The organism is Pseudomonas salmasensis (assembly GCF_014268375.2).
Lineage (GTDB): Bacteria > Pseudomonadota > Gammaproteobacteria > Pseudomonadales > Pseudomonadaceae > Aquipseudomonas > Aquipseudomonas salmasensis.
Genome location: NZ_CP077083.1, coordinates 1,338,151 through 1,361,259, shown reverse-complemented (window position 1 = coordinate 1,361,259; position 23,109 = coordinate 1,338,151). Strand labels below are relative to the sequence as shown.

28 protein-coding genes, 1 tRNA gene and 2 pseudogenes are annotated in these 23,109 nt (G+C 55.1%); 14 read left to right on the top strand and 17 right to left on the bottom strand.

Annotation, left to right across the window (positions count from 1 at the left end):
- From ihfA to HU731_RS05735, 3 genes are all read left to right on the top strand, one after another.
- Complete coding sequence (ihfA, locus tag HU731_RS05745; RefSeq protein ID WP_002553164.1) at positions 1–303, top strand: integration host factor subunit alpha; 303 nt, start codon at positions 1–3, stop codon at positions 301–303.
- Positions 284–640 (top strand): MerR family transcriptional regulator, encoded by a 357-nt coding sequence (locus HU731_RS05740; RefSeq protein ID WP_003174972.1) that lies wholly within the window; start codon positions 284–286, stop codon positions 638–640. Before ihfA ends, HU731_RS05740 begins: the two co-directional genes overlap by 20 nt.
- Positions 641–730: 90 nt before the next feature.
- A tRNA-Pro gene (locus HU731_RS05735) sits at positions 731–807 on the top strand.
- 82 nt (positions 808–889) lie between these two features.
- Here the strand turns inward: HU731_RS05735 and HU731_RS05730 are convergent.
- The 5 genes from HU731_RS05730 to HU731_RS05710 all read right to left on the bottom strand — a co-directional run bounded on the left by HU731_RS05730 (position 890) and on the right by HU731_RS05710 (position 3,367).
- Complete coding sequence (locus tag HU731_RS05730; protein ID WP_186607659.1) at positions 890–2,074, bottom strand: tyrosine-type recombinase/integrase; 1,185 nt, start codon at positions 2,072–2,074, stop codon at positions 890–892.
- A gap of 291 nt (positions 2,075–2,365) precedes the next feature.
- Positions 2,366–2,557 (bottom strand): hypothetical protein, encoded by a 192-nt coding sequence (locus HU731_RS28295; RefSeq protein ID WP_225931624.1) that lies wholly within the window; start codon positions 2,555–2,557, stop codon positions 2,366–2,368.
- Between the two features lie 147 nt (positions 2,558–2,704).
- A complete protein-coding gene (locus tag HU731_RS05720; protein WP_186607660.1) occupies positions 2,705–2,872 on the bottom strand; it encodes a hypothetical protein in 168 nt (55 codons plus the stop codon).
- Positions 2,869–3,102: an Arc family DNA-binding protein gene (locus tag HU731_RS05715; protein ID WP_186607661.1), complete on the bottom strand. Its 234-nt coding sequence runs from the start codon at positions 3,100–3,102 to the stop codon at positions 2,869–2,871. Before HU731_RS05715 ends, HU731_RS05720 begins: the two co-directional genes overlap by 4 nt.
- 49 nt (positions 3,103–3,151) lie before the next feature.
- On the bottom strand, positions 3,152–3,367 hold the full coding sequence (locus HU731_RS05710; RefSeq protein ID WP_186607662.1) for a hypothetical protein: 216 nt from the start codon (positions 3,365–3,367) through the stop codon (positions 3,152–3,154).
- Between the two features lie 281 nt (positions 3,368–3,648).
- On the opposite strand from HU731_RS05710, the gene HU731_RS05705 reads away from it, so the two are divergent.
- The 5 genes from HU731_RS05705 to HU731_RS05690 all read left to right on the top strand — a co-directional run bounded on the left by HU731_RS05705 (position 3,649) and on the right by HU731_RS05690 (position 6,849).
- A complete protein-coding gene (locus HU731_RS05705; RefSeq protein WP_186607734.1) occupies positions 3,649–4,113 on the top strand; it encodes a hypothetical protein in 465 nt (154 codons plus the stop codon).
- 335 nt (positions 4,114–4,448) lie between these two features.
- The gene (locus HU731_RS05700) at positions 4,449–4,757 is read left to right on the top strand and encodes a hypothetical protein (RefSeq protein ID WP_090291384.1); all 309 of its coding nucleotides are present in this window, start codon (positions 4,449–4,451) and stop codon (positions 4,755–4,757) included.
- A gap of 22 nt (positions 4,758–4,779) precedes the next feature.
- Positions 4,780–4,998 carry a hypothetical protein gene (locus tag HU731_RS28285; RefSeq protein WP_225931613.1) on the top strand — a complete coding sequence of 73 codons (219 nt, stop codon included), beginning with the start codon at positions 4,780–4,782 and terminating at the stop codon, positions 4,996–4,998.
- 134 nt (positions 4,999–5,132) lie between these two features.
- Positions 5,133–6,053, top strand: coding sequence for a P63C domain-containing protein (locus HU731_RS05695; protein WP_186607663.1), 921 nt, complete (start codon positions 5,133–5,135; stop codon positions 6,051–6,053).
- Positions 6,054–6,237: 184 nt separating this feature from the next.
- Positions 6,238–6,849 (top strand): DUF1353 domain-containing protein, encoded by a 612-nt coding sequence (locus HU731_RS05690; protein ID WP_186607664.1) that lies wholly within the window; start codon positions 6,238–6,240, stop codon positions 6,847–6,849.
- Positions 6,850–7,033: 184 nt separating this feature from the next.
- Here HU731_RS05690 and HU731_RS05685 read toward each other — a convergent pair whose 3' ends face one another.
- Complete coding sequence (locus HU731_RS05685; protein WP_186607665.1) at positions 7,034–7,522, bottom strand: DUF2846 domain-containing protein; 489 nt, start codon at positions 7,520–7,522, stop codon at positions 7,034–7,036.
- A gap of 360 nt (positions 7,523–7,882) precedes the next feature.
- On the opposite strand from HU731_RS05685, the gene HU731_RS05680 reads away from it, so the two are divergent.
- Together HU731_RS05680 and HU731_RS05675 are read left to right on the top strand one after the other, a co-directional pair.
- Positions 7,883–8,614, top strand: a complete 732-nt coding sequence (locus HU731_RS05680) for a zeta toxin family protein (protein WP_186607666.1) — start codon at positions 7,883–7,885, stop codon at positions 8,612–8,614.
- Complete coding sequence (locus HU731_RS05675) at positions 8,611–8,805, top strand: hypothetical protein (protein ID WP_186607667.1); 195 nt, start codon at positions 8,611–8,613, stop codon at positions 8,803–8,805. Before HU731_RS05680 ends, HU731_RS05675 begins: the two co-directional genes overlap by 4 nt.
- 52 nt (positions 8,806–8,857) lie before the next feature.
- Here HU731_RS05675 and HU731_RS05670 read toward each other — a convergent pair whose 3' ends face one another.
- The 9 genes and pseudogenes from HU731_RS05670 to tnpA form a co-directional block, all read right to left on the bottom strand.
- Positions 8,858–9,283: a helix-turn-helix domain-containing protein gene (locus tag HU731_RS05670; RefSeq protein WP_005789662.1), complete on the bottom strand. Its 426-nt coding sequence runs from the start codon at positions 9,281–9,283 to the stop codon at positions 8,858–8,860.
- A gap of 544 nt (positions 9,284–9,827) precedes the next feature.
- Positions 9,828–10,049, bottom strand: a pseudogene (locus HU731_RS05660) (type II toxin-antitoxin system RelE family toxin).
- Positions 10,050–10,103: 54 nt separating this feature from the next.
- On the bottom strand, positions 10,104–10,391 hold the full coding sequence (locus tag HU731_RS05655) for a type II toxin-antitoxin system Phd/YefM family antitoxin (protein ID WP_032896302.1): 288 nt from the start codon (positions 10,389–10,391) through the stop codon (positions 10,104–10,106).
- A 408-nt stretch (positions 10,392–10,799) separates the two neighbouring features.
- Entirely contained in the window at positions 10,800–11,534 is a 735-nt protein-coding gene (locus HU731_RS05650) for an NADPH-dependent F420 reductase (protein ID WP_186607669.1), read from the bottom strand.
- A 132-nt stretch (positions 11,535–11,666) separates the two neighbouring features.
- The gene (locus HU731_RS05645) at positions 11,667–12,383 is read right to left on the bottom strand and encodes a nitroreductase (RefSeq protein ID WP_186607670.1); all 717 of its coding nucleotides are present in this window, start codon (positions 12,381–12,383) and stop codon (positions 11,667–11,669) included.
- 30 nt (positions 12,384–12,413) lie between these two features.
- Complete coding sequence (locus tag HU731_RS05640; RefSeq protein WP_225931611.1) at positions 12,414–12,824, bottom strand: MarR family winged helix-turn-helix transcriptional regulator; 411 nt, start codon at positions 12,822–12,824, stop codon at positions 12,414–12,416.
- Positions 12,825–13,029: 205 nt separating this feature from the next.
- A pseudogene (gene tnpC, locus HU731_RS05635) lies at positions 13,030–14,570 on the bottom strand (IS66 family transposase).
- Between the two features lie 61 nt (positions 14,571–14,631).
- The gene (gene tnpB, locus HU731_RS28280; RefSeq protein ID WP_186607672.1) at positions 14,632–14,967 is read right to left on the bottom strand and encodes an IS66 family insertion sequence element accessory protein TnpB; all 336 of its coding nucleotides are present in this window, start codon (positions 14,965–14,967) and stop codon (positions 14,632–14,634) included.
- On the bottom strand, positions 14,964–15,341 hold the full coding sequence (gene tnpA / locus HU731_RS05625; RefSeq protein ID WP_186607673.1) for an IS66-like element accessory protein TnpA: 378 nt from the start codon (positions 15,339–15,341) through the stop codon (positions 14,964–14,966). Before tnpA ends, tnpB begins: the two co-directional genes overlap by 4 nt.
- 417 nt (positions 15,342–15,758) lie before the next feature.
- On the opposite strand from tnpA, the gene HU731_RS05620 reads away from it, so the two are divergent.
- From HU731_RS05620 to aqpZ, 3 genes are all read left to right on the top strand, one after another.
- Entirely contained in the window at positions 15,759–15,935 is a 177-nt protein-coding gene (locus HU731_RS05620) for a hypothetical protein (protein ID WP_186607674.1), read from the top strand.
- Between the two features lie 85 nt (positions 15,936–16,020).
- Positions 16,021–17,151 (top strand): M29 family metallopeptidase, encoded by a 1,131-nt coding sequence (locus HU731_RS05615; protein ID WP_186607675.1) that lies wholly within the window; start codon positions 16,021–16,023, stop codon positions 17,149–17,151.
- A gap of 338 nt (positions 17,152–17,489) precedes the next feature.
- Positions 17,490–18,182 carry an aquaporin Z gene (gene aqpZ, locus HU731_RS05610; RefSeq protein WP_078466921.1) on the top strand — a complete coding sequence of 231 codons (693 nt, stop codon included), beginning with the start codon at positions 17,490–17,492 and terminating at the stop codon, positions 18,180–18,182.
- Between the two features lie 40 nt (positions 18,183–18,222).
- On the opposite strand, the gene HU731_RS05605 is transcribed toward aqpZ, so the two are convergent.
- Both HU731_RS05605 and HU731_RS05600 read right to left on the bottom strand, forming a co-directional pair.
- Positions 18,223–19,554: an LLM class flavin-dependent oxidoreductase gene (locus tag HU731_RS05605; protein WP_186607676.1), complete on the bottom strand. Its 1,332-nt coding sequence runs from the start codon at positions 19,552–19,554 to the stop codon at positions 18,223–18,225.
- A 1-nt stretch (position 19,555) separates the two neighbouring features.
- Positions 19,556–21,748 (bottom strand): TonB-dependent receptor, encoded by a 2,193-nt coding sequence (locus tag HU731_RS05600; RefSeq protein ID WP_186607677.1) that lies wholly within the window; start codon positions 21,746–21,748, stop codon positions 19,556–19,558.
- Between the two features lie 200 nt (positions 21,749–21,948).
- Here HU731_RS05600 and HU731_RS05595 point away from each other — a divergent pair, with 200 nt between their 5' ends.
- Positions 21,949–22,989: a LacI family DNA-binding transcriptional regulator gene (locus tag HU731_RS05595; RefSeq protein ID WP_186607678.1), complete on the top strand. Its 1,041-nt coding sequence runs from the start codon at positions 21,949–21,951 to the stop codon at positions 22,987–22,989.
- The last annotated feature ends 120 nt before the right edge of the window (positions 22,990–23,109 follow it).

Here is a 23,109-nt window from a genome sequence, read left to right as displayed (position 1 = left end):
ATGGGGGCTTTGACGAAAGCTGAGATGGCGGAACGTCTGTACGAAGAGTTGGGTCTGAACAAGCGCGAGGCCAAGGAATTGGTCGAGCTGTTTTTTGAAGAGATCAGACACGCTCTGGAAGACAACGAACAGGTCAAATTGTCCGGTTTCGGCAATTTTGACCTGCGAGACAAACGCCAGCGGCCTGGCCGCAATCCAAAAACGGGAGAAGAAATCCCGATCACGGCTCGCCGTGTGGTCACCTTTCGTCCAGGGCAGAAGTTGAAGGCCCGAGTTGAGGCTTATGCTGGAACCAAGTCATAACGACGAGCTACCCGTCATCCCAGGCAAACGCTACTTCACCATTGGTGAAGTCAGCGAGCTGTGTGCGGTAAAACCGCACGTGCTGCGCTATTGGGAGCAGGAGTTTCCTCAACTCAACCCCGTCAAACGCACCGGGAACCGTCGGTATTATCAGCGCCAGGACGTGCTGATGATCCGACAAATCCGTGCGTTGCTGTACGACCAGGGGTTCACCATCAGCGGCGCACGCCAGCGTATGTCCGGTGATGAAGCCAAAGACGACACCACCCAATACAAGCAACTGATCCGCCAGATGATCTCCGAATTGGAAGATGTACTGGTGGTGCTGAAAAAATGATTCAAGCTTTAAAAATACTTCCACATTTCAAAAGCTTGCGGTATATTCCGGTTCGCTTCGTTAAGAAGCAAACCCAGTAACACGCCTAGTCGGGGCGTAGCGCAGTCCGGTAGCGCACTAGCATGGGGTGCTAGGGGTCGAGTGTTCGAATCACTCCGTCCCGACCATATTTTTCAATGACTTAGCCGCTTTCGAGCGGCTTTGTTGTTTCTGCCATAGTGACTTTCCAAGTGACCCTGGCGTTTTTCATCATGCCTCTCTCCGTTTCAGAATCGTCAGCGCTGGTGCGCGTGAGTCGGTTGCTGATACCTTGTTTGCCGCCGCAATAAGCTGATCCAGCTCAGCCGCCGAGTAGTGACTGGTGATGCTTCCGTTCTTGTGGCCGAGCAGCGCTTTCCGATCTTCCTCAGTCACGCCAGCAGCACGCAGCCTTCTCCCAAAGGTGTGCTTCAAGTCGTGTATGCGGATCCTGGTAAAGCCGTCATGTGCCGGCCGCAAGTACTTCTCCTGCCACTTCTTTGCCGCCCGAATCCGTGCCTTCTTCCAGGCCGAGTCATTCATGCGGTGAACCGTTGTTTCATTCCCATCACCATCTGGCTTGCCAAACGGGAAGACGTAGAGCGAATGCTTGCCACGCTGCTTCTCGATCACTGACTTGGCAACGTCATTCATCACGACCAGGCGTTCGTCGCGGTTCTTCACGCCAGCCCTGGCACTCCTTCCCCCAAAACCAGCCGGGATCAGGAACACACTCGTTCCCAGTTCCGGTACAGCAATCTCCCAATTCCACTGAAGCTTGCAAACCTCCTGCTCCCGGCAACCTGTATTGACCTTGAACGTCGCCATGGTCTGAAGGTGCGCCGGGAGTTCGGCGAAAAGGATCGACTGCTCTTCCCATGAAAGCGGGTAGGGCTTTCGGCTGTTCGTCTTCTCATCCAACAAGGAAATCATCGGCATTACGTCGAGCAATGGCCGGCGTTCTTCGTCCCGCCACTTTCGCGCGCAGAGGTTTAGCACCCTGATGACACGCTGAAGCGCGATATTCACTGTCCGGTTCGTGACTGGCTTCCCTGCCGCCGGATTCAGCTTCGACTGGATGTATGGCGCGAGCGCATCGTCATCAATGTGGGTCAGCGGCATGTCGCCAATGAATGGGTCTAGCTGTTCCATATAAGTTGCCGAGATATGGATCGAGGCCTGATCCTTCACTTCCAGCAGGAAACGAGTCGCCGCCTCTCGCCAGGTCCTGACCCGCCGAACGCCATATACTTTCTGCTGGCGCAACTTCTCCAGATTGTGAATCAGGTATTGCTCTGCTTCGGCGCGGTTACAAGTGCCAGTACTCTCTTGAATTCGTTCTCCTCTATATTTTTTGTCGATCTTCCAGATGCCGTTCGGCATTTGCTGGAGCCCGGTGATAGCTTTTTGGGCCATGGCAATTCTCCTTTCTTCTTGCCCTGGCGCTCACTGCGGGGGCGATTGTTGTCCCGATCGGCCTGCTTTTCAATTGCCATGGACTCGGCCCAGGAATCTGCCCATTCATCCAGCTCAATGCGGTCGAAGCCAACGCCCTGTTTCCCAATGGGAAATTCACGGACGTTAGGCCGAACCGTCTTATTAAATTCTTCCCGGCACATGCCCAGGTACGCAGGGGCAGTTGACGCTCTGAGGAAGCGAGGCGCGGTCTCTTTGATGGGTAATGCAGTTGACTTGGCCATGGAGTCATCACTGTTCGATAGAGGACATTGTTTGCACTGACTTCCTGACGGGAAAGGCCTCCCCCTCCCACTTGCCGGGTTTGCCGCGTATCGCGCCATGCAGGTCGTAGCGGTGGGGCTTCTTGCTGGTGAACAGCTTTTCACACGCCTTCAGCAAGGCGCCTTCATCTTCTATTTCCAACAACTCCTGGCCAGCCATCGAACCCACCTGAATCCAGCCGGATTTATCGCGCCCGTAGTTTTCTGTCTTGACAAGCGATACCTGTTTCGGTGTCCGGTACCGGGTGAAGAGGTCTCGGTGTTCATGTAGAACGCGACGCCATCAAGGCGCACCCGCAGTACTGTCTTAGCCATGGAGTTCACCACCTCGAAAGTGGTCTGCCAGCACCCTGCGCGCGTCGATGCCGCACGATGCGGACATGGCGTAGATCTGGCCGAAGGTGGTTTCCCGACGTTGCAGGGCGTTGAACAGCTCGACCAGGCGCTCGCCCAGTTGTCCGTTGCGGCGGCTCATAGGCTAGAACTCACAGCAGGTGGGAGCGGGGCGCCGGCATTTGCCAGTGCGTCCAGTAGCAAGGTTTGGCGATTCTGTCCGTCCAGATACTGGCGCACGGCTTGGATGAATACGCTGTTCATGCTGCGACCCGAGGCGTTCGCAGCCGCTTCAATGTCGGCGCGCAGACCGTCAGGCAGTCGCACCACAAACTTGTCTGCGGTGCGGGAATCGTATTGGTCGGTAGTCATGATGATCTCCTTGCGAGCCCCTCTACGTATTGGGAGCTGAATGAGTGGGTTATTCGCCTGATTTCGGCGTGGTGATGAGGAGGAACAAGCAGGCACTCGCAATGAGCCAGACCGAGGTACCGAAGAAAGCCGCAGCCACGTCGAAATCCGAGGAACTGCTGATCAGGTCGCGCGCGGCGAAAAGCAGCCAGGCGCCAGAAGCGGTTATGTAGAGCAGGATGGAAATCATCACCTTGAATAGCTGAAGCGGTGTGATGGGTGACATTCACTTTCTCCAGGGCGAGCAAGGGCCCGCCGCGTTGTTGGCTTTCGCAAAAATTGAGGTGCTCTTGTTTCGCCATGAGGTGGCGAAGGAGTGGCTGCAAATTAGCAATAGCTAAATAAATTAGCAAATTTTTTTTGCGATTTGACGTTTGCTAATTTTTCTCGGGGAGAAAGCTTTCAACTCGTAGTGGCTAAATAATGGTGTTAGATTCGCCTCATTACGACTGGTTGGCAGCACCAGCTAGGGCTTGAGTTGCCGGCTTCAAGACAGAAAGGGACTTTATGAAAAAGATGCTTCTTTGCCTCTCAATGGCAGCGCTTCTCTCGGGTTGCGCTAGCAGTGGCACCAAAATCGAACAAGCCCAGATCGATAGCCTGATTAAAGGCAAAACCACCAGCAATGAAGTGATTGCCCTTCTCGGCCCGCCCACAGCAGTCACCCAGAATTCTGACGGCTCGCAGGTTTTGGGCTGGGGCTATGCCTACGTCGGTTTCGCAGGTATCGGCACAGAGGTAGAGAGCACTACGGTGACCATTGCTCCTGACGGGACTGTGAGCAGCTATGCCCGTAGCGGGTCAAAGGTTGGGGGAGGGGCTCCATCAAAATACTCTGCTGCGCCCGTGCAGTCGGCACCTGGACCTATGACTAAGAGTCAGTACAAGCAGGTCCAGCTCCAGAAGCTCACTGAGCAGAACCTGCCTTATGACGAATACCAGAAGCGCTATCAGGAAATAATGGCGCAATAGGCCTGCCTGGATATTTGGTCATGCCTTCACCAATCCTAACCAAGTCCTTAAGCGCGAGCTGCAGGGCGTCGCCTCCGGCCTCATGTGGTTTGCCGTTGAGCCGCTGAGGTTTGCGGGGCGGCTGAGGCTGGCAGGGAATGGGGCAGTCGCGCAGACCGTGTTGAAGATGAACGCGGTGCTTCATACGGACGGGTGGCGGCTGGCTGGGTATGGGATGAGGTGAAGGCGGGGCAAATAAATCGAAACAAGCCCGAATAGATACCTGGTCGGGCGCGACAACCTAAATCGAACTACCGCGAGCTGAGCAGGGCTCGTATGGGCAAGGGAATGTAGTGATGAATGCCTTACGGATAGCCGCTCTAATAGCTGCGCCGCTTCTTTTCGCCGGCTGCTACAGCATGCCAAAAGAAAAAACCGAGTACGAAAAAAAGATCGACGCAGTACCAATGCCCGTAACAGAGGCTGATCGTTTAGAGCAATGCCGCAACTTCAAGCGAGTCGCTGACGACCAGGAGATTGACGACTTTTTGCGAATCGGACAGGAACCTAATCTCAGCGCCTCGGAATATGGATTTACAGAGAGCTTAGCGCTTTTGCGTCGCCTCAGAGCCATGAAGTGCCCTGGATACGGTTGGTTTTCCTGATGCTGCTGCCCTAGGTGAACCTATGACTGCATGGCGAGAGCAGCCCTTCTGGAGCAAGGTTGGGGTCATTGCTTGCCTGGCTTTCCTTATGATGCTCCCCGGCTATTCTAACGTCGCTGGTCTGAGCGGAGGCTCATCCGGCCGTACGCGGGTGTTCAGCCCTAATTTCATTGCTCTGTGCGTTTTCGTGGCGGTGATTGAGCTGATAGCGCTAAACCACTTCTATGGCGTTCGCGGTTGAAGTTTTGACGAGATGACATCGAATACGTAAGGAAAGACTGAATAGTTTATGTGTCGCCGCCACCTGATCGTCGGGGCGGGCCACAAAAGCTGCCGTCTTCAATTTTTTCGTTTCAACCACTGAGGGAAGTGCTAATGGTCAAGGAAGTCGATGCTGGTAGTGCCGCAGGTCTCCCAACAGCTACGCACAAGGGCGTGCTGAAAATTGCAGACTTGGAAATAAATTGTTTTGTTCTAGACGACGGTCGCAGAGTGATTTCTGGACGGGGAATGACAGCGGCAATTGGCATGAAAGGGCGTGGCCAAGGTATCGCTCGAATTACCAGCTTAAAGGTCATAAAAACGTTTGAAAACAATGCATTGATGCTGGCCATGCAAAACCCTATTCAATTTCTAGGTGGTTCACCTAGAAAAGGGGCGCCTAGCGACGGATTTGAAGCATCTACACTGCAGGATCTGTGTGAGGCTTTGCTTCAAGCCCGCGATGCCGACATGCTCAAGACAGAGCAAGAAGTTCGGTATGCGCAATTTGCTGATGTGTTGATCCGTTCATTCGCGCGAGTAGGCATTATTGCACTCGTGGATGAGGCCACCGGCTTTCAAGACGAGCGTCCTGCGGACGCGCTCCAGCAATATTTAGAACTCTTAGTCAGTAAAGAGCTTGCTGCCTGGGTCAAGAAATTTCCTGACGAGTTCTACGAAAATATTTATAAGCTAAAAGGCTGGGTTTGGCCGGGAATGAAGAAAAATCGCTATAGCGTTGTAGGTAAGTATACGAGGAACCTCGTATTCGAGCGCCTCGCTCCCGGCCTGCTACCAGAGCTTGAAAGTAAGAGCCCAAAGAACGCTAAGGGCCAGCGAAAAACGAAGCTTCATCAATGGCTCACTCAAGACATCGGCGATCCGATGCTCGCCCAGCACATGCATACTTTAGTGATGTTTCAACGCTTGGCAATTGCGAACGGACATAGTTGGGAGAGGTTCATCAAAACTGTTGATCAAGTGTTACCAAAACGTGGAGAGACACTTGAGCTTCCGATGGACCATCTTCAATAATTGAATTTATAAGTCCGGCCCAGCGCCGGGCTTCTTGTATCTGGCCTTTCTTATGCCATTGACACCAGCAATTGAGAAGAATATTCGCCGTACTTTTTCACTGATAGCTCCCCTGTCAGCGTCCACGGCTTGTGTTCGAAGGGTTCCTGTCTATGCTCTTGGAAAGATCAGGAGCAGCGAAAAAATGAAACTACCAACTCTCTTTTTTTTAGTCCTAGCCTTGGTTGGCTGTAGTGCACGAACGTCGATTACGCCTGTGGTGCCTTTCCCAGCACACGATTTCTGGATTCTTTTAAAAGATAAGACGTACGACATAGGCTCATCAGGGGCTCAAGTAATAATCCCTGCCGGCTTCGTCACCGATTACGCGAGTATCCCCAAATCCCTATGGAGCATTGCATCTCCTCATTCCGATTACAGTGAGGCTGCAACAATTCATGATTATCTCTACTGGACTCAATCATGCACGCGACTCCAAGCCGACAATATCTTTCTAATAGCCATGAAAGAAGACGGGGTGAGCGATTTCAGGAGATGGACCATATATAGAGCTGTCCGAGGCGCAGGCCAAGGCTCATGGAATGACAATGCTGAGGCTGTCAGTCTAGGAATGCCACGCTGGGTTCCTGAGAAACAACGTGAACTGACCAAAAAAAGTAACTGGCCGCTTATGCAAAAACAACTCGCTGATGATGGAGTTCGAGATCCAATATTGGCAAAAAACCAACCTTACTGTGAGTTCGGCAACAATACGGAAGTACCTAGCGAAGTCAAAAAAGAAATCGCCGCCAGATAAAAGCCCTAAAAGGATAATTTGTGAATATATAACCCAACTAGAGTCGTAGTTTATTCCACGACCTTTTCACAGTCGATTGTCTATGTTCAGCCCAGCTCCTATTGAACATCCTTTAATCCCGCCCTTCCCATCGCGGGCTTTTCTTTGTCTGCGATTTGGATCTAGGTATCGTCCATCGATCAGGCTAGATCGCCTCAACCTCTCTACATTGAGAGATTTCGGGCAGTGCCTGGTCTGCAGAGACTTGATTGAGTTGCCACTTCAGTTCAACCGCAACCGCATTAAATCGGTTTGCTTCCACTCTCTTGCCGCTGGATGTGAGGCTAACATACGAGGCATTTGAGCTTTTAACGTTGACTACAGTCGTGGTGGTGCCGCTCTCAAGGTTAGAGTTCCCTAAGATTCCAGCTTTCCATTTCTGAGTGATCTTGTACTCACCTGGCTTAACAGGCACGGCTACGTAACCACCGTTCTCCAGAGATGCTATCTGCGTTCCATTCAAAGAAATCAACGCGGACATTAGGCCCATATCGAAGTTACTGGGCCTGTACACATAGATCACACCGCGTTGTGAGTCCACGTTTTCAAGTGGCGCGAATTTTTGCCCTGTCATGGTGCAGGAACAAAGAAGCCCCGATAAGACAAGCGCTGAGATTTTCCGTACCCGAGTCATAGCCGCTCCATTTTGATTAAGTGCTTAATGATCAACACTGTCAGGCCGTCAATCAAACCTTTTGTGTTCATTTTACACGCAGCCTATTGGCTAGTTTGAGGGCACAAGGGCCGGATTGGTCAACACGGGAAGGGCGGCGATGATCTCGTTCATCGTTGCTTTATCTTGCTCAAAGTAGCTAGCGCCGGCATGTGTAATTACGAGCTGATGGTCCCCGATCTCAACGACGTCCACTAAAGCAAAAAAGCGAGATCAGGGTAGAGCATCGGCGCGGGGGCCGCCTGATGCCGCCACTACACTGGATGTCTGGCAGGATAGCGAGTGTTAAAGTCCTGCCTCTATTTTTTGAGGGATGAGTCCATGACGCAGGAAGACAAAGCCGTTTCTGAACGCGCTGTGGCATTTGCAAAGCAAAACCGAACCCGTATCGCCCGGGAACTGGCGAGTTTGGAGACGTATCCGAGCGATGAGTACCCAGTCTCTGTATTCATGGCAGGATCGCCAGGAGCGGGGAAAACCGAAGTGTCCAGGGCATTTATCGGGATGATGCAGGCTGGTGGTTCAAACGCGTTACGAATCGACCCCGACGATTTCAGAAATTATTTCCTCGAGTACACAGGGCGAAATTCAAGTCTTTTCCAACGTGGCGTGACAATATTTGTTGAGCGCACTCTGGATCTGGTTTATCAGCAACGCCAATCGTTCCTGTTGGATGGGACCCTCGCGAATCTCGAAGTAGCGCGGCGAAACATCTCGCGCGCCCTTGATAAACAGAACAGGTCTGCCCAAGTCATTTACGTGTACCAGCGTCCTGAGCTTGCGTGGGAGTTTGTTCTAGCGAGAGAGAAAAAAGACGGCAGAAATATTCCTTGCCCTGAGTTTGTCAGACAGTTTTATGCTGCAAAAACATCTGTGTGCGCTCTAAAGCGTGAGTTCCAGGATGCGTTGCAGGTCGATGTGATTATCAAGGATACCGATGGAGGAAACGAGGATATTGGCATTGACCTTTCGGCTGACGAAATTGACGTGTTTGTCAGCCAGCCCTATGATCAAAACGAGCTTGAACGTATTTTGAACGGAGAATCCCAATGAAAGGCGAAAAGGCAGCAGACGCTTCGACGAAGATTCATGGTTCGTCGAAAATGTCTGATTTTTTCCGCCACGGGTCCGTGGAGGAAAGACGGGCGATTTATCATATGGCAGCTAGTGCAGCCATTGAGGAGCAGAGGGAAGTAATCCGCTCAGTGAAACTTGGCGAAATCCTGACTGTAAAACCTCAATAATTCCGTATTCGTGTCCTAAGCCCAGCCTCGCGCTGGGCTTTTTGTATCTGGCTCAAGGCTTTTCAGCGTTGGCCTTCTCAAGCAGGGCGGCTATGCCCTCAAGCAGAACCAAATCCGACTCCTTGAGTCGTCCCTTCGCCGCGGCCCTGGCGAGTTTCTCGATAACCGCAACTGCCCGCGGCGTAGCCTTGTCCTGAAGGGCCTGGTAGGCAGACGCCGCCTCTCGCACCACATCCTGACGAGTGTACTCACCCTCGATCAATGCTGGTCCGTGCCCGTTCGGGTTGACCAGCACACCAGGCGTGAGCCCGATTTTCTTCTCGAGGTTGAGCGCCGCCTTCTCGCCGAGGGAGCGGTGCCCATTGAGGATCTGTGACAAATACGAAGCGTCCAGATCGTGCTGGTCGGCGAAGTCTTTCTGGCTGAGTGGGCCGATGACACGCCGCAGCGCGTCGACCCGAAGAGTTTTGATATCCATAGGCGAATAGTGTCCCTACGTTAGCAAACGGTAAATTACTAAATGATATTGTTATTGAGATTAGCAAAATGCAATCTTAGCTTCTTTCGAAGACGAACATGACGCTACTCGAACTCATCCGGTCCCTCGACACACCTTCGGTGGAGTCGTTGGCCAAGCGCAGCGGCACCAGTGCCGGGAACCTTAAACAGATCGCCCATGGCTTTCGCCGGGCAGGTCCAGGCCTCGCCATCAATCTTGAAAGGGAGTCGAGCAGGGCGGTTACCTGTGAAGAGCTCCGGCCCCATGTTGACTGGGCCTATCTGCGCAATTCAGGCCAAGAGCCAAATCTTTAATCCCGATTAAAAGAAGCCCTGATTGAGGGCGCATATCTTCGCCATGAGCTGAACGTCCGCCACGACAACCACGAAGAGGTTTCCCGAAATGGACCAGGTACACCCCGCAATACATGAAGCAGTTCTGGAAGCGGGGCCAAAGCAACTGGCTCACCTGATGGGTAGCCTGAAGGCAAATCCCTGCACCGCGCCAGCCTCCTCGCAGTTATCTACCGTTTCGCTGCCTGCTCGTACACGGAGCTGCGTTCGCGTTTTCCGACGGCCAGAACCAAGATGACAATCCGCTCATCCTCAACGCGGTATACCAGCCGGTAGCCGGCGCCGGGTAATTTGATCTTGTAACAATCTTTCATACCGTGAAGCGCATCACTTGGCACTCGCGGTCCGGCCTGTCGCTCCTGAAGCTTTTACAGAAACTGGAGACGTATCATACCGTCGAGTTTTCGCAGTTCCTTGAGCGCCTTCGGATCCCATTCACCTCGTACTCAGCGCCCATTGGCTATATCTGCCTCCGCCTCGCCAATCAGATCGTCGAGAGATACTCGAACGGGTGTTTCATTGGCGTCGAGCCGAGCCTTTACCAAGTGAGCCAGTTCCAGTTCGTCCAGGCGCTCTACCATCGCTTCGTAGACATTTGCCGGAACCATGTAGCCGATGACGCGGTTGTGGTTCAATACCGCCACGGGCAGGCCGTTGGCGCCGCTCAAGACGGATGATGGGTTTTTCTTGAGTTCGGAAACGCTCACCGCTAAGTCAGCCAGAATATTTTGCATAGATAAGACTCCTATATAGGTCTTAATTCTGGTCTTTTTGCTGCGGGTAGCAAGTGCTAGCCCAACGTTCAGAACTTGCTCGGCATTTGTAGAGCTTGATTGAGGTCTTACGGGATGTGCTTCGTAAGCGTCCGGTAAACACGCCTTCCTGACGCCAACGCCTTTATGGTTGAGATCGGGTAGTAGACTACGCCGCACGCTTGCGACGCTTTAGCTGGCGCTGAGATTGAGCGGATGCTTGAACAGCGTGACGTGGCCTTGGCCGCGATACAGGACAGGAAATTCGCGGCCTCATCCAGACGCTGAGTTAGGCACGCGTCTGCAGCGCCCTGTTTACGTAAACAAATGAGTTTAGCGACTAGATCAATTAGGCGAAATTCTAGTAAAAAATCCCGCCTAATCCGGTAGTCAGGCCGTCATAGCGCGATTCGTGGCAACAATTTGCTCATGTGTAAACTGACTGCCGGGAACCATAAATTTTGCGATCAGTGCGTCTCGGTTTTGAGGCGCCCGTACCTTGTCTGCCGCCTCCAGCGCCATCTTCAGCTCCGGCAATGTTAGCTCGGTGCAGTAGGCTGGTGTTCCTGGTTGCTGACGCCACGAATCTTCAAGGTTACCAGCGGCAAGCGCGATAAAGCCCGTATCCTCAACGAGATCCTGCGCGATGGCCTCAGCATGAATGTCATCCCCTGCTACAGGTAAGGCAATGCGTGTCAAAGATCCAGTTGGTTGCCGATTGTCGGCAAGAGTAGCTGCGAGGACGGCGTTCCAAGCCTTAATGACCGGGCGGCCAAGCTGCTCGCTTACCCAAACGCTCTCAGGCTTGCCGTCGTCAACTTCTTTGATTGCCCCGTCGCGTCCCGGATAGTAATTGGACGTGTCAATGACGATGGTTTTCGCCGGAACACTGCTCAACGTCTGTTTTAGTTCAGGGTATTTTGCGAAGGGGATCGAGAGGATGACAACGTCTACCCCGGAAACCGCATCTTCCTTGGTTACCGCGTTCACGCCGATTTCATTGGCAAGGTTCTGGATGCTGCTAGGGTCTTTCGAGTTTGCCAGCTTAACTTCATGGCCGCACGCAGCGAGCTTTCGGGCAAGGGTAGCTCCAATATTGCCGGCGCCGATAATTCCGATTTTCACTTCAACCTCCTTTCCTATAACCAACACTCGAGTGCCTGCTTGGTTAGATATGCGAATGAATTAAGCCTGTCACGCACCCGTCGCTCTGGGGAGGGTGCGCGCATGCCGCCTGGCTCGCGTAAATAAGGCTATTCAAGAATGGAAGGTCACGCTGTCAGTAATCGGCACGCGATCCATATGCATGCGGTTGCCCGGAGCGCTTTCGTCTGGGTAGCCGAATGAAATGCCAAACAGCATTTTCATTTCTTCAGAAATGCCTAGCACCTCGCGGATCGTTTCGGCATAGAAACCAAGCGAGGTTTGTGGAATGCCGCCTAACCCTCGGGCAGCAAGCGACAGTAGGAAGGTCTGCCCATACATGCCAATGTCGCCAGCAGTGCGAACATTGTCCCCAAAGACAGGCATGAATAAAAAAACAGCCTGGGGCGCGTTGAAAAAGGACAAGTTCAAAGCCGCCGCTCGCCGCCGCCCCTCTTTGTCTTCGCGCATAACGTTCATGGCCTCATAGTAGGCTTTGCCCTGAGCATTCTTGCGATCCCCATAACGGCCGTAAAAAGCACCCATATCGAATGAGAAGTCAGGTGTGAACTCTCCGGCATTGTTTTTCGCGTGGAGGGTTTGCGAAAGCTCGATCAATTTTTGGCCACGGACAATATGGACGTCCCATGGCTGAGTGTTGCAGTTGGAGGGGGCGCACTGGGCATCTTTCAGCACCTCCTGGAGGATGCGGTCGGGCACAGGAGTGTCTAAAAAGCCACGAAAAGACCGCCGAGTGCGGGCCGTCTTTTGAAACGATAGGGTGTCATCCAGCGCTGTATCAGCATCGAACCTAGCCATTGAAATAGTCATGATTTCCTCTTTGAGCAAATGTAAAAATTTTCAGTCGGTTGCCGGATGGCCAAGCGCATCAAGAGTGCGCCGAAGCTCATCAATGCCCAACTCATCGAGCTGGCAAGCTGACTTGATTTTGCTAGTAATTCCCCGTATGTCGGCTTCCAACAAGCGGCTCTTCGCCGTCAAGTCGACGATTACGCGACGCTCATCAGCAGGATCCCGCGTGCGAGTGACGAGCCCAGCAGCCTCAAGCCGCTTCAGCAATGGCGTAATTGTTCCAGCGTCCATTGCCAAGCAGGTTCCAAGCTCACCCACTGTAAGTGGCGAGCCGTTTAGAAGTTCCAGAATGACGAGATACTGCGGGAAGGTCAGGCCCAACGGTTCAAGGAAAGGTTTGTGCAATCGCACCACGCGATTCGCCGCCGCATAGAGCGAAAAAGATAGTTGGGTACCCACTCGTTTCCGGTTCGAGGTCACTTGATAGCTCGCTATTGTATAGTGCGCTATATATTCTCGAAAGGAAGCTCTGATGTCAACCGACGCCGTTTGCCGCCACAGGATGTACGGATCTGGTTCAGTAGACGTATGTCTCGCTGACATCTGCGATGTGAGCCGGACGTCCAGTCATGCGGTAGCAACTCGGCCATCACGTCTTGGATAATTACACCGGTTGCCACCTATGCGGCAGCAACTGATCTATTTGACTGGCGCGCTGCGTCGGCAGGCGAGTCGGAACGTCCTTCAGATAGACATATGGATCGGATCGTGCCCGTTCATGCGTGCCGACTGGATCAAGCTCATGATCGCCGCCGCCCGTTTTCCGCTACGTAACGACCCAGCAAACATCCAGTTCGAGCGACCAAGTGCCCACGGCCGGATCTGGTTCTCGACCTGATTGTTGTCTATGGGCACGGCCCCATCATCTAGGTAGCGCGTCAGCGCTACCCAGCGTTTAAGGCTGTAATCCAGGGCCTTGGCCGTTGCCGATCCATTGGGTACAAGATCTCGCTGGGCCAACATCCAGTCATGCAGCGTTTTGATGATCGGCGCTGCCTTTTCCTGCCGTATTCGCCAGCGATCCTCATCGCTCATGAATCGTGCTTGCCGCTCAACTCCGTGCAAGCCGCCAATCGAGAGAAGCGCCTGCTCGGCCAGCTGGCTTTTGTTCGCCATATGCAGATCGAAAAACTTCCTGCGGGCGTGAGCCATGCAACCAATTTCGGTCATTCCTTTCTCGAAACCGGCTTTGTAGCCAGCAAAATCATCGCACACCAACTTGCCATTCCAAGCGCCGAGGAAGTTACGCGCATGCTCGCCCGCTCGGCTCGGACTGAAGTCGTAAACCACTGCCTTCAATGTCGAAAACGGCGTAGTGCTGTAGGCCCAGACATACGCTCGGTGGGTTTTCTTCTCCCCCGGCGCGAGCATTTGAACCGGGGTCTCATCGGCGTGAATTACGCCTTCGGCCAGCACCGCTTCACGCAGCGCATCGACCAAAGGCTGAAGCTGCACGCCGGTTTGTCCAACCCATTGTGCCAGCGTTGAGCGGGCGATCATCAGCCCAGTTCGGCCAAAGATTTTCTCCTGCCGGTACAGCGGCAAGTGGTCAGCGAACTTCGCCACCATCACATGAGCCAGCAGGCCTGCTGTGGGGATGCCCTTGTCGATTACTTGAGCCGGTACCGGCGCCTGGATCAGTGTTTCACACTGGCGACAGGCCCATTTTCCACGCACATGTTGCTCGACCGTGAACACTCCGGGCGTGTAATCGAGCTTCTCGCTGACGTCTTCGCCAATGCGCTGAAGTTGGCAGCCGCAAGCGCATTGAGTGTTTTCAGGCTCATGATGGATGACGGTGCGTGGGAATTGCGACGGTAGTGGCGCACGTTTGGGCTTCTGACGTAGCTCGGCGGGTGCCGTTGGCGGAATGACCGCCTTCAGCTCAGCTTCGACAGCCGCAATATCAGTGTCGAGTAGATCGTCGAGCAAGCTGCCTTGGCCAGGACTTAGCTGTTCGCTGCGCTTTGCAAACTTGTGCCGCTTTAGGATGGCGATCTCATGAGCGAGTTGCTCGTTAACCTTTTCAAGACAGTGGATTTTCTGGCCCATCGAGTCGACCTGGGACAGGAACTGCAAGGCCTTTTCGGCTAAGGCGCGCAGTTCTTCCGGTGTCATTTGGTCGAGATTGGGCGAGGAAGTCATGCCGCTGATTGTGCCAGAGCAGGCCGTCAGCGGCGATAAACCGATAGGCTAATAGCCGGTGCTAAAGCACTGTGATCGAGCCGCCCGCGCCGACCCGCTGCCATGGCAAACCCAACACCAAGGCTTGAAGTTGCTCGTTATCGAGTTCGACTTCCGATCCGTGACGGATGCCGGGCCAGTGAAATTTGCCTTGGTGCAAACGCCGCGCCGCAAGCCAGATACCTACGCCGTCATGCACCAGAACTTTCATCCGGTTGGCGCGGCGATTGGCGAACAGATAGGCACAGTGCGGCTTCGCCGCACCGAACACTGCGATCACCCTAGCCAGCGCAGTCTCTGTACCGGCGCGCATATCCATGGGCTCGGTGGCAAGCCAGATGTCGTCGATACGGATCACTGGGCAAGCTCACGGATAAAACGAGCGCACCCTTCAGGGTCTGAAGATGGCCATTGCACGGTCAATTTTTGCTGCCCGAAAGGGATCTCGATACTGACAGGCATTTGCTGAACGGGCTGGATCGCGGGCGCTAGTTTCATCGGGACGAAAGCTGGCAACGTCGGCGGCTGATGATCACGATAAGTGGGTATCCACTTTCGAACTAAATTGGCGTTGATGCCATGACGCAGGGCTACGCTGGTCATAGACACGCCAGGTTGCAGGCATTCTTGGACGACTTGGGCTTTAAAGGGTTTGGGATAGGAAGTTCTTTGGCGCATGGTAATCCTGACAATAAGGGTGATGGTGTCCACGTGTTTTTTGATGGAGAACATCGCCCTTATCGCTGGGATCGGATAGGTGACTTCGCTGGACGCTTACGGTGCTTCATAAGGCAAGCGCTTTCCAGCGTAAGGTGGCTGCGTACGCGGCAAAAATAAAAGGCTCAGTCTCCGCTGGTGATTCTGTCAGGAATAGAACGTCTGACGCCTAGTTTCGAGTAATCCTTTGATGTAACGCTGAAAATGGCTCGCTGTTAGATGCAGGGCTGGCAAAGACCGATCAATTTGGTCTTTGAATTAACCAAGTTTAAACGTAATGATTAATTCCTTGCCCTTGTGTAGGTGTGCTCTCTCTTTACGAGGGCCGATATCCTACCACTTAAGAGGCAGCGTCTGACGTGTGTTATTTCAGTTGACGACTAATGTTAAATAGTCTGCATTTGGGCAGGCATCACATAGTTGGAGAAGACCATGATAGAACTTACAGAGCTCGTGCAGCAGTTGTTGGATAAAAATACTGCTCAAGTAGTGCAGGAATCCAATCGTCATGTTTCCAGTGTGTTGAAGTACGACGATCTAGGCAAGGATGGGGTTGCCGCACCTTGGTCTATTACCTGGAATACACAGGAACAGGAAAGAATAAGCTAGGTGTTTTTGTATAGGTCCGCCCGGCTCTAGGTTTTCACCGGGGTCGGGTGTTTTCAACACGAAGACACGGATGAGGTGTTCAAAAATGAATATTGAAACCTGGCAAGGTGTGCAACGTCTGTTAAATGAATACGCTAACGTCAAGTCCGATGATCGAGTCCTAGTGGTTTATGCTGATGATAGTGCCGAACAGGCGGCCTGGGTATGCACCGCATTGGAGTGTCAGGGCATTGTTTTTCAGCGAGTCTGGATGCAGCCTTTCAAAGATGAGGCTTTATTCTCGCGTCTTATAAATGCACTTCCGGCGCCCGATTCATTTGCTGGGCGTCTCGTCGTCTTTACATTGGAAAGAGATACCCTTTCCAATCATGATGTGTTGCGTAAAGCTCTTGTGCCTTTTGAAACATCACGTTGCTATATGTTCAGAGTAATAAATGCGTGTGAGGCATTGTTCTCGACGGCTTTGCAAATAGGGCCCGATGAACTATCTGCACGGAATACTGCTTTGCTGGAAAGAGCACTTCTATCTTCGCGGTTACGTGTTGAGTCACCGGGTGGAACCCGGCTATCTATAACGTTGGATAACAACGCGTACCGTTGGGTCAGTAATCGAGGCCGTGCTCGCCCAGGAGGCACAGTTGTTTTGCCCGCAGGCGAGGTCGCCACCTTTCCGGCAAGTGTCGACGGTGTGTTGGTTGCTGATTTTGCATTTAACGTCAACACGGTTACTGATCGTGATGCTCGCTTGCAAGCTTACCCAGTGACGGTGGAGGTCAGCGAGGGGCGAGCTATCAATTGGTCGTGTGGTAGCCCAGAAGTTAGAGGTTTTTTGGATAACGCCTTTTCATCTCCCTGCGTGCGAAATGTTGGCGAGTTAGGTTTTGGTACGAATATCGGCATTCGCACGGGGCTTCAGTTGAATTCGCATATCAATGAACGTTGTCCTGGCGTCCACCTTGGGTTCGGTCAACATAATCAGGACCCTCAACGCGTAGGTTACGATTGGCCACTGCATTTGGATCTGATTGCGCGTGGAGGCCTGGTTTGGTTTGATCAGGACCCGAACCCTCTCGATTTGGCCCGTTTAGTACCTTCCAGCAACCCTCATCCCACTAGTCCCCGAGATGAAGATGCGTTTTCGCCAGCAGGTCAGAATGACTTGGATGACTGTTGCGGTTTGATGTCGTGCGATGGTTTAAGGTTGGTGGGGAATTGAGAGGTGGTCTGGGAACCAGATGAGGTGTGCTCACCGTGTGGTTATGCACCTGTCTTCACGCCGTCCAAGGAAGCTTACGGTCATTGCAACTTGCCCGTGTTGATCGGTGTTATCCAGGCGGGGCATAGGGAGGAGTGCGCGCGAAACCTAGCGGTGGGGCGTTCTTCAATCGCAAGCAAGAGTCGCCCGATGAATAGCACTCCCCACATTGTCCACGCTCAAGCACCATCCTCCGCCATTTTTCACAAGCACCACACACCAAGGAAATTTCCCACATCCAACCCCAGTACCCCGTTGTTACGCTCCAACTCTTTGACCTGACTTCAAGGAGTTCCCTGATGACAAAACGTCTAGCCGCCGAGTTCTTCGGCACATTCTGGCTGGTACTGGGCGGTTGCGGCAGTGCCGTTCTGGCTGCCGCCTTCCCTGAGCTGGGCATCGGCTTTGTCGGCGTGGCATTGGCATTTGGCTTGACGGTATTAACCATGGCCTACGCCGTCGGCCATATTTCCGGCGGTCATTTCAATCCGGCGGTCACTCTGGGTTTGCTCGCCGCGGGGCGTATTGATGGCAAGGACGTGGTGCCTTATATCCTCACTCAGGTACTAGGTGCGATTGCAGCTGCCGGGGTGTTGTACCTGATCGCCAGCGGCAAGGCCGGGTTTGATGTGTCGGCCGGGTTTGCCACCAATGGTTATGGCGAGCACTCGCCGGGTGGCTTCTCGTTTCTGTCAGTGGTGGTCACCGAGTTTGTACTCACGGCGTTTTTCCTGCTGATCATCCTGGGCGTCACCGATAAAAAGGCGCCGGCCGGTTTTGCGCCGCTGGCCATCGGTTTTGCCTTGGTCTTGATTCACCTGATCAGTATTCCGGTGAGCAACACATCGGTTAACCCGGCACGCAGTACGGGCGTAGCACTGTTTCAAGGCGATTGGGCGATGGCCCAGTTGTGGGTGTTCTGGGTGGTGCCTTTGCTCGGTGGCGTGTTTGGTGGGCTCGTGCACCGGTTCGTGTTGGCGACAAAACAGTAATCGCTCAGGCCACCTTTGCTCGGCGCGCGGACCGGGTTCTTCATGATCGAGCTGCCTTGTAACGGCTGACCGGGCGCGCCAGGCCGAGGTTTTCGCGCAGCGTTGTGCCGGTGTATTCGTTGCGAAACAGGCCGCGCCGCTGCAGTTCGGGAACCACCCAGCGGGCAAAATCCTCCAGCCCACCCGGCAGGTGCGGTACCAATATATTGAACCCATCCGCCGCACCTTCTTCAAACCATCGCTGCAGTTCATCAGCGATCTGCACCGGTGTGCCGATCACGCTGTAATGACCGCGTCCACCGGCAATGCGTCGGCCCAGTTGCGCCAGCGTCAGTTGTTCGCGTTGGGCCAGTTCACTCAGCAGTTGCTGGCGGCTGCGTTGCCCGCTGTCGGTCAAGGGTAATTCGGGTAGCGGCCCATCCAGCGGGTAGCCGGACAGGTCGAAATTACCCAGCATACGCCCCAGCAACGCCACTCCCACCTCGGGTTCGACCAGCGCCTGGAACGCTTCGAATTTGGCCTGGGCCAAGGCTTCGGTTTGCCCCACCACCACAAACACGCCCGGCATGATTTTCAGCGAATCGGCTTCGCGCCCGTATTGGCCCAGGCGACCTTTGAGGTCGCTGTAGAAGGCCTGCGCGTCGGCCAATGAGATCTGCGCGGTAAATACCACTTCGGCGGTCTGCGCGGCCAGTTCACGGCCGGTTTCCGAGGAGCCGGCCTGCACGATCACTGGCTGGCCCTGGGGCGAGCGCGCCACGTTCAGGGGGCCTTTGACCTGGAAGTGTTCGCCCACATGGTCCAGCACATGGCGTTTACTCGGCTCGTAATAGCGCCCGCTGGCCTTGTCGCGCACGAAGGCGTCGTCGTCCCAGCTGTCCCACAGCCCCGTCACCACCTGATGAAATTCCCGTGCGCGGCTGTAGCGTTCGGCATGCCCCAGGTGTTCGTCGCGACCGAAATTCAGCGCTTCGGCGGCGTTATCCGAGGTCACCAGGTTCCAGCCTGCGCGACCGCCGGAGAGGTGATCCAGCGAGGCGAATTTGCGCGCCACGTGGTACGGCTCGTTGTAGCTGGTGGTGGCGGTGGCGATCAGGCCGATATGTTCGGTCACGGCACTGAGGGCCGAGAGCAGGGTGAGCGGCTCGAAATGATCCGAGCGCGCCATCTGGCTGGCGACCTCGCCGGTGCCAGCGGCAATGCTGTCGGCCACGAACAGGGCGTCGAACTTCGCGGCTTCCGCCACCCGTGCCAAATGCTTGTAGTGGGCGAAGTCCAGGCCAGCGTTCGCCGGTACGTCGGGGTGGCGCCAGGCGGCCACGTGGTGTCCGGTCGCCATCAGGAAGGCACCGAGTTTGAGTTGACGGCTCATGCTAGAAATCCTTGCGCAGTTGCACGCCGAAGTAACGCTCATCGTCACGAGGCACGGCGCGGTAGATGTAATTGCCGCCGCTGGCCAGCAGCGGTGAGTAAGATTTGTCGGCGAGGTTTTTCGCCAACAGCGCCACGCGCCAGCCGTTGGTGTAGTCGGCCAGGGCCACGCTGGCGTTCCAGATGCCGTAGGCGCCTTGTTTGGTGTCCAGGTTCTGGCTGATGTCGTACTGCACTTCGCTCTGCCAGCTGTAGTCAGTGCCCAGTTCGATATCCAGGCCGTTATCCAAGGGGATGCTGTAGTCGGCGCGCACGTAGCTTTTCCAGTCCGGGCTGAAGGGCAGTGGCTTGCCATTGACGTTGCAGGTCGCCGCCGCGCCTGGCGGGCACGCGAACTGATCGATGCGCGCCCGGGTATAGGCCAGGGCGCCGGAGAGCTTGAGTTGCTGGGTGGCTTGCAGGGCGTAATCGAGCTCGACGCCTTCGGTGCTGACGCTGCCAGCGTTGATCAAGCGCGTTACGACTTGGCCGGCGACGGTGTCGAAAAAGTTGGCCTGGTAGTTGTCGTAGTCACTGTGAAACACCGCCAGGTTGGTGGTCAGGCGGTTGTTCCAGGCAGTGGCCTTGATTCCGGCTTCCCAAGTATTGGAGGTCTCTGGCTTGAGCGCGTCGGTGTCGCGCGGCTGCATGTTGAAGAACACGTTGTAGGCAGGTCCTTTGTAGCCACGCGAGTAGGTGAGGTAGCTGGTGATGTTGTCGCTGAGGTCGTACTGCACACCCAGCCGACCGGACCAGCCGTCCTCATCCACCGAACCCGAACTTGATGTTGCCGGTTGGATGCCGCTGACGGTGGTGAGGGAGGTGGACACGCGCCGATGGTCGTACTTCAAGTCGTCATGGGTGTAACGCAAACCGGCGATACCGCGAAAGCGCGAGGTGAAGTTGAGCGTGGTCTCGCCGAATGCCGCGTAGCTGTCGCTGGTGGTGCTGTAGTTGGCAATGCCTCGATCGACCCGCGTCGTGGTGGTGAGGGTGCGCTGATAGGTCTCCTCATCCTTGCCGTGCATGTAGAACAGGCCGCCTACGTACTCAAGGAACTCACCTTTGGGCGAGGCCAGGCGCAGCTCCTGGGAGTACTGGTCGAACGCCAGATCGCCTTTGTCGGCGGTGCCGGGGAACACGGCGGTGACCGTGCCCAGACGGTCGCCATCCTGATATTGAGTGTTGTCCCAGCCGCGCCAGGCGGTGATCGAGGTGAGGGTGTAGTCGCCCAGGTTCCAGTCCAACTGTGCCGACAGGCCCTTGTTGGTGTCTTGCACATGGCTGCGGGTATCGGTGTTGATATCGCGGTTGTCGCTTGAGGCGCGCACCGGCCTCAAGGCATTGCTGAACGCCGGGCTCAGGGACTTGCTGACCACGCCATTGGGCGCGTCATCGTGGGATTGCATGTAGTCGGCGATCAGCGTCAGTTTCACGTCGTCGTTGGGCGTGAATTCCAGTTTGCCGCGAATGCCCTTGTGGTTGTAGCCGTTGACCTCTTGGCCATTGTGGCGGTTGTCGACGTTACCGTCGTAGCTGCCGAACAAGGTGCTGACAGAGCCCTTTAGCACCTCCGGCACCAGGCTGCCGCCGATGCCGAAGCGCGTGCGGCTTTCATTGCCGCTGTAGAACGACTGGTCGATAAAGCCGTGGGTCTGGGCAGTCGGCGCCTTACTGGTGATATTCAGCACACCGGCCGACGCGTTCTTGCCGAACAGCGTACCTTGCGGGCCACGCAGCACCTCGATGCGCCCCAAGTCCAACAGGTCGAGCGTGGCTTGGCCGGGGCGTGCATAGACCACGCCATCGATCACCGTGGCCACCGTTGGCTCCACGCCCGGCGAGGTAGAAATGGTGCCCACGCCGCGCACAAACAATGACGTGTCCTTGTTCGAAGCGCCGGTGCGAAAGTTCAGCGACGGTACTTGCTGCGCGATGCTCGCCACCCCGTTGCGATTGTCACGCTCCAGTTGCTCGCCCTCGAGCACCGAGACGGCCACCGGGACTTTTTGCAGCGATTCCTCGCGGCGGGTAGCGGTGACTGTCACGGATTGAAGCGTGGGTTCCTGCGCGTCAGCCGCAACAGCGCCGCAGACGGGCAAGGCGCAGAGGCCTGCCAGAAGCAACAAAGGGGTGTGCCGTGGAACGTTATGCATGCTGTGCCCGCTCGAAAAAATACCCTGGTCCGCTGCGGTTCTGCGACCTTCAGCGCCTGTGAAAATGTCTTGGGCATTCGCTCGAGCGAGTAGCAGACAGTGCGCTTTGTTAGCGCTAACATCGGCATTATTGAAGGCGATTGTTTAGAGCGTCAAATACTAAAAAATTAGTTTTATATTCCTTTTTTGAGGACTCTGCCGTGGGCGAACACAAACCGCGCAAACGTCGAGGCGCCGGCCGCGTCACCCTCAACACCGTGGCGCGCCAGGCCGGGGTGTCGGCCATTACCGTGTCGCGTTACTTCAACCAACCTGAACAGGTGTCACCCGAGCGCCGTGAACGTATCGCCGAGGTGGTCGCGCAGTTGGGGTATGTGCCGAACCTGGTGGCCGGTGGGTTGGCCTCCGCGCGCGGCAAAATCGTTGCGATGGTGACTCCGAATATCTCGGGGCCGATTTTTGCCAATACGCTACAGGGCTTCAGCGACACCCTCAGTCGTCACGGCTACCAGCTGTTGCTGGCCTCCAGCTATTTCAGCGTCGAGCAGGAAGAAAGCGCGGTGCGTGCCTTTCTCGGTTGGTCGCCGGCAGCGCTGGTGCTGACCAGCCGCTTTCACAGCCCTGGCACCGAGAAGATGATCGCCGAGGCAGATATACCGATCGTCGAAACCTGGGACTACGTGCCGGAACGCGCGCCGTTGCAAGTGGGTTTTTCCCATTATGAAGTGGGCGTCAGCGCCGCGCGCTACTTGCACGGCAAGGGCTATCGGCGCATCGCCTTCGTACAGAACAGCGCAGTAGGCGACTTCAGCGCGTTGGAGCGCCGCGATGGGTTTACCGCGACCCTCGCCGAGCTGGGTGTGCAGCCCTGGGTCTTTGTGCCGGACGCCGACCGCGCCCCCTTCGACGCCGGCAAGCAGGCCATGGAAGCGCTGATGGGGCAGGCGATCACGCCCGACGCAATTTTCTTCGCCAATGACAACCTCGCCGCCGGCGGTTTGCTGGCCGGTCAACGCGCCGGGCTGAGCATCCCCCAGGACTGCGCCGTATTGGGGTTTGGCGACTACCCGTTTGCACACATGTTGCTGCCCAGCCTCAGCACCCTCCAGCCACCCGCGTTGGAGATTGGTGTACTCGCGGCCACACGCGTTCTGCAAAGTCTGGGTGTATTAGCCACCAATGAGGAAGTTAAACGCTTGAATCTTTTGCATTGTCAGCTAATTGAACGAGAGAGCACCTGAACAACCCTGTGTTATGGCTAAGTGCAACTAGTGGCTATTGGCTGCCAGCGCTCTAAATCAGTGCATTTGGCAATGTTTTGTATTTAATTACCCCCTCATCCGGAACTAGGGCTATAACTT